Source organism: Chamaesiphon sp. OTE_8_metabat_110 (genome assembly GCF_031382685.1).
Classification (GTDB): domain Bacteria; phylum Cyanobacteriota; class Cyanobacteriia; order Cyanobacteriales; family Chamaesiphonaceae; genus Chamaesiphon.
On sequence record NZ_JANMZA010000347.1, the window covers coordinates 1 to 5056 of the forward strand.

Annotated in this window: 5 protein-coding genes and 1 pseudogene; 2 read left to right on the forward strand and 4 right to left on the reverse strand. The window is 48.0% G+C overall.

Annotation, left to right across the window (positions count from 1 at the left end; genetic code table 11):
* Positions 1–226: pseudogene (locus RMO52_RS12725) on the forward strand (DNA polymerase III subunit delta'); the annotation flags it as partial.
* 145 nt (positions 227–371) lie between these two features.
* Here RMO52_RS12725 and RMO52_RS12730 read toward each other — a convergent pair.
* The 4 genes from RMO52_RS12730 to rimM form a co-directional block, all read right to left on the reverse strand.
* A complete protein-coding gene (locus tag RMO52_RS12730; protein ID WP_310414695.1) occupies positions 372–1862 on the reverse strand; it encodes an Ig-like domain-containing protein in 1491 nt (496 codons plus the stop codon).
* A gap of 109 nt (positions 1863–1971) precedes the next feature.
* Positions 1972–2736: a TIGR03943 family putative permease subunit gene (locus RMO52_RS12735; RefSeq protein WP_309743141.1), complete on the reverse strand. Its 765-nt coding sequence runs from the start codon at positions 2734–2736 to the stop codon at positions 1972–1974.
* The gene (locus RMO52_RS12740) at positions 2726–3718 is read right to left on the reverse strand and encodes a permease (RefSeq protein ID WP_310414699.1); all 993 of its coding nucleotides are present in this window, start codon (positions 3716–3718) and stop codon (positions 2726–2728) included. Before RMO52_RS12740 ends, RMO52_RS12735 begins: the two co-directional genes overlap by 11 nt.
* 66 nt (positions 3719–3784) lie before the next feature.
* The gene (gene rimM, locus RMO52_RS12745; RefSeq protein ID WP_396134965.1) at positions 3785–4408 is read right to left on the reverse strand and encodes a ribosome maturation factor RimM; all 624 of its coding nucleotides are present in this window, start codon (positions 4406–4408) and stop codon (positions 3785–3787) included.
* A 194-nt stretch (positions 4409–4602) separates the two neighbouring features.
* On the opposite strand from rimM, the gene RMO52_RS12750 reads away from it, so the two are divergent.
* Positions 4603–4881, forward strand: coding sequence for a YiaA/YiaB family inner membrane protein (locus RMO52_RS12750; protein WP_396134966.1), 279 nt, complete (start codon positions 4603–4605; stop codon positions 4879–4881).
* The last annotated feature ends 175 nt before the right edge of the window (positions 4882–5056 follow it).

Genomic DNA, 5056 nt, shown 5'->3' on the forward strand with positions numbered 1-5056 from the left:
CCAGTTACCGCTTACTCGCCGTCAGGGGCTAGAATTGGCGCAGCAGATCGATCGCGATCTCGACTCAGCCGAGCAACTATGGTTGGTTGATTATTTGCAATATATTTATTGGCAAAAATACCGCCATCCCCCCGCAATCGAATTACTCGAACAGACTCGATCGCAGTTACTCGCCTACGTGCAACCCCGCTTAGTTTGGGAATGCACATTAATGAGAATCAGCTAACACATTAGACCTCCTGCGAAAGTCAGGAAATAGAATTGATAATTGTTGTGGTGGGCACTGCCCACCACAACAATTATCGGTAATGCTAGTATCTAAAATAAAGCGTTGCTGAATTAATATACGATCGCGAAATCGGGATGACAATTCATGATAGCCAGCGCGGATGCCAACCAGAAATTGGCAATCGATCGGCGGGTAATGGTGTCGCGATTTCGCGGAGATTGGGCGGGATTGGTAAGAGCCACACCACGCCAGTCCCATTACCTTGGACGATCTGATTGGTATTGTCACCGCGCTCTATTTGGTCGAACATGACCGCCAATCCATCGGGAGCCAGACTCATCTGAATCCCTTGTTGAATCGGTAATAAGGTCATCAGTAAGATTTTCTGAGTCTTGACATCGATCGCTGTCAAAAAAGGTTCTTCTCGACTATTTTCATCCTGGGTTTTGAGCGAGGTAGCCAAACAATAAATAATGTCTTTACCTGGAGAGAATTTAGCATCCCAAATAGAACCATTGGTTTGGAAAATTTTCTGTTTGACACCTTGATTATTTACCATAAATAGCGATCTAGTATAATCACTATTGTATTTAACCATTGCCGCAGCAGTACCATCGGTAGCGAAGCCCAGAACACTGCTAAATTCTGGCGAAAAGTCTAGGTTATTACCTGGGGTTGGTGTCAAGGGTAAAATCGAAATCCCTTGTTGTTCGACGGCGGCGGCGACGGCGCTACTATCTGGGGTAATGGCAAAATCACCACTTTGTCTGAGTTTGAGCGGAGCGGCAGATTTGTCTAGAGTGACGACCCACAAGGCAAAGTCACTGGGCTTTTTGCGATTCACTCTTTGGACGACGACTTTATTACCATCGGGGGAGAGATCGAATTTGACATTTTGATACTCGCGACTGTCGAGGACTAATTCAGCTTTGCCAGGAGTGACAATTTGCCGTTGGCGCAGCAGCTCCGGTGACGCATCGAGACTGAGGTCGCGCGGGGGAAGTCCGGTCGTAATACTATAGACTTGCTGACTGGAAATTGCGGGTTGCCCATTTGCCAAAGTTTGAGGATCGGTAGCGGTAAAAACGATTTTTTGGCTATTGCGATCGAGCTTATAATCTGTCACTACTAAATTTTCGGGAGTGACAACTTGGGAGGTTTTAGTTTGGAAATTGTAAATAACAATCCGACCGCGATCGGTCGTGCCGCTGCTAATATAAGCAAACATTCGATCTGGCGTCTGAAACTCGCCGCTAAATGGCACGATTTCCTTACCGCTAGTCTTCCCAATTAGCTCTCTAGCCCCTTGGAGACTGACTTGATATGTCTTGCCATATTGAGCTGGATTAGTCAGCGTATATGCCATTCTAGACCCCGCCCAGCTAATTTTCCCCGGCAGTGGCGGCGTAATTTGGAGTTGCTTGGCAACAGTCGGTCGATCGATCTGGCGGTTGAAAGTCAAGGTAAAGGCGATGTCATCCGCCCCAATCCGTCGGTTTTGCCAATTGAAGTCGCGGACTTGCGGCAACGTACGATCGCCACTCCACAATAAAATCGCGATCGCCATACTCAATCCCACCATCCAAATGATGGCAATGCGATCGATCGGTTGTGATGGTTTGCTAGAGTTCATGGGAGATGGGAGAGGTAATAGGGGTAAGAGGTAAGAGGTAATAGGTAAGAGGTAATATCGATAGTCACTAACTCCTGTCCTCTACTATCTCCCATCTCCCATCTCCCATCTACTCCTGATAAGGATTCTTCGGCGCGGGGATAGACTTGAGTTCATTAGCTTCGATGACTAATTGACGGCTACCAGCAAAGGTTTCGACGATCGCGGTGCCTTTGACTTGGAGCCAGCTATCTTGGGAATAGGTTTCGCGAGTACCGTTGAACTTGACTAGCATTGAGACTGGGTAGGCATCTGCGGCGCAACAGGTAATCACGAATCGCGATAGCATCAGGTAGTTCGGTGGGAGTTCTTTGGAGTAGAAGATAAAGCCGTTGATATTGGCTTTTTGACCCAGATAGGCGTCGGGTTCGGGATAATTATTGAGCGTTCGGACCCAATCTACCAAGGTTTTGGATTCCGATCGGACGTTGGTACGGAAGGCTTGGGTTTGGCTGCGGGTGACTGTTACCGATTCACCAGTCACTCCGCGCTGAATTGCGGCTTGACTAGTAAATATTTTGGGGGTAATAATCAATCCCGCGATCGCGGTACCCAAGAGTAACATGGTGGTAATAACTGGTGGTAGTAAACTACTGTGCAGTTCTGGCGGTGCGACAATTTTACCGCGATAGAGTCGCCAGCTCTGCCATAGCCCGATCGCGAGTAAGCAGCCGCCTGTAATCGTGACTAGTGGGTAATAGCTGGGATGGATCAGAATGTAGAGCGTACCATCGATCGCGTATTTGAGCAGCAAAATACCCCAAGCGGTAACTGCCGTAATCTCTAACCACGACTTACGCAGACTGGAGCGAGCAGTTGGGGGATTAACTGACATGGAAGTTTACAAAAAGGGTCAGGAGGAATGTAAGCTGAGTGGCGATCGCAAATAGATAAAAGATGGCTTTGGGTGTAAAAATTGAGAGCATCAGCCCGATACTTTTGAGATCGAACATCGGCCCGAATACCAAGAAGGCGAGGATCGAACCGCTAGTAAATGTAGCGGCAAATGAGAGCGCAAAAAAAGCATCCACAGTCGAACAAATCGAAATCGAACCCGCCAGAATCATCATCACGACGATCGAAATTACTGGCCCTTCGCCGAGGCTGACGATTAGTTCGCGGGGGGTAAGGGTTTGGATGGCGGCGGCGACGGCACTACCGAGGACTAATACGCCGCCTAGTTCGCGGAGTTCTTGGACGACATTATCGAGGACTAAATTCACATTGGCTTGGAGCGATCGTTTGGGTGGCTGAATCAAATCTTGAGTCATCCGCTTGGGTGCCATCCCCGCCGTACCCAAAATAAAGTCACCGCCATCGAGCAGACTATTGCCAGTAGGTATTTTGGGTTGCGATCGGAGCGTACTTAACGCCATCGCTGGCTGTAAAATTGGTTGCAGATCGGTTTGGAGACTAAAAATACAGCCAACTACCGTCGCGATCGTCAGGGAAAATACTACACGTAAAATGACGATTTCGGGTCGATCGTGAAACGCAATCCAAGTAGACCAAATCACGATCGGATTGACTGTCGGTGCTGCGATCAAAAATCCGATCGCCACTGGCATCGGTACCCCTTGCATTATCAATCGCCGCGCGACGGGGACATTGCCACACTCGCACACGGGAAATAAGAAGCCGATACAACTCCCCGCAAATGCTCCTAGCACGGGATTTTTGGGCAAATGCGCGGTCAACCAGCGTTCGTCGATACAAATCAGCAGGACGCTCGATAATAAGACTCCTAGCAACAAAAATGGGATTGCTTCTACCAGTAAGCTCAAAAAGAGGGTAAATGCGTTATTAAGCTGTTCCATCTCGATCGCATCAGTTGGGGGATATTTGGTGATTGTTGGTCATTGGTGCTGGATTGTTCCCAAGTCTCAACCTGCATTCCAGTTCGGTATATATAACTCCAACAATCCTGGTGGCGGTAAGATTTCAATCCGCCGCGCGGGAATGTCTACTAATGGGACGATTGCCGCCACAAATGGAATCATCGCTTCGACAGCCTTACCATCCGCTTGGGGGACGCTGACTACCAGAATCTCATGTCCGGCGGTAAAAATATCGGCAACGATCCCCACAGCCAATCCCGTCACCCGATCGAACACGGGCATCCCGATCAAATCCTGACTATGATACTCTCCCGGTGCTAGCTGCGGTCGATCGGTTGCTGGTAATAATAGCATTTGACCGCGCAAGTTTTCGGCTTGAGATCGATCGCCGATTCCGGCTAGCTGCACCACGTATAAGCCTTTGCCGGGGATTTGATAACCTTTTTCGAGTTGGATCGATCGCGGTTGGAGATCTTGCGCGCCCCACAACCACCGTTCGCCAGCTCGCTCGAACCGTTCGGGAAAATCGGAGTTGGGATAGACCTTGACTTCGCCTTTAATGCCCTGTGCGCCGACGATCGACCCAATTTCCATCCAACCATCGGGCGGTGCTAGTGGCGCTTGCCTCGTGGCAATCTGGGGGGTGGGTTGAGACTGTGAATCGGTCATGGCTCGGTCGGTAAGGAGTTCGGATCGATCTTAATAGTAAACCACAAAGCTCGCTAGCGAATGCAGACCTGTGCCGATCGAGCCAGTTGAAAAACTGTCCACTCGATCGTTCGATCGATTTTTATTCAGCTTAAGATTGACTCATCGAGCAACACAATTTAGTTGTCCCTCACTTGGCTAATATTATGAATAACATGCAGCAAATCGGTTATCAAAAAGATAGTAACGCTTGGATTTTTCAAACTTGGGCATCTTTTCTATTGTCCGTTGGCATCACGACTACGGGAATTATTTACTTACCCGTAGATTTATGGGTTAAAGGTTTCATGGGTATGGGCTTGGGCTTTTCAGTATCTTCGACTTTTACACTGGCAAAAACTCAGCGAGATCTCCATGAATCGACTAAGTTAACCTCAAAAATTGAAGAAGCAAAAGTCGAGCAAATTCTCTCTCAACATGGGGTGTTAAAGTAATCTATTTAGCTATCATTAATTAGATTCGATCGTGACTCTAAACCTTATATATCTTATAAAATCCTTGTGGTGGGCAGTGCCCACCCTACTGGCGTGACCGGACAAAAACTGTGGGTAAAACGATCGTCAAAGTATTTTTAATTAATACTTTAAATTCTTAAATGCCCACAGTTTT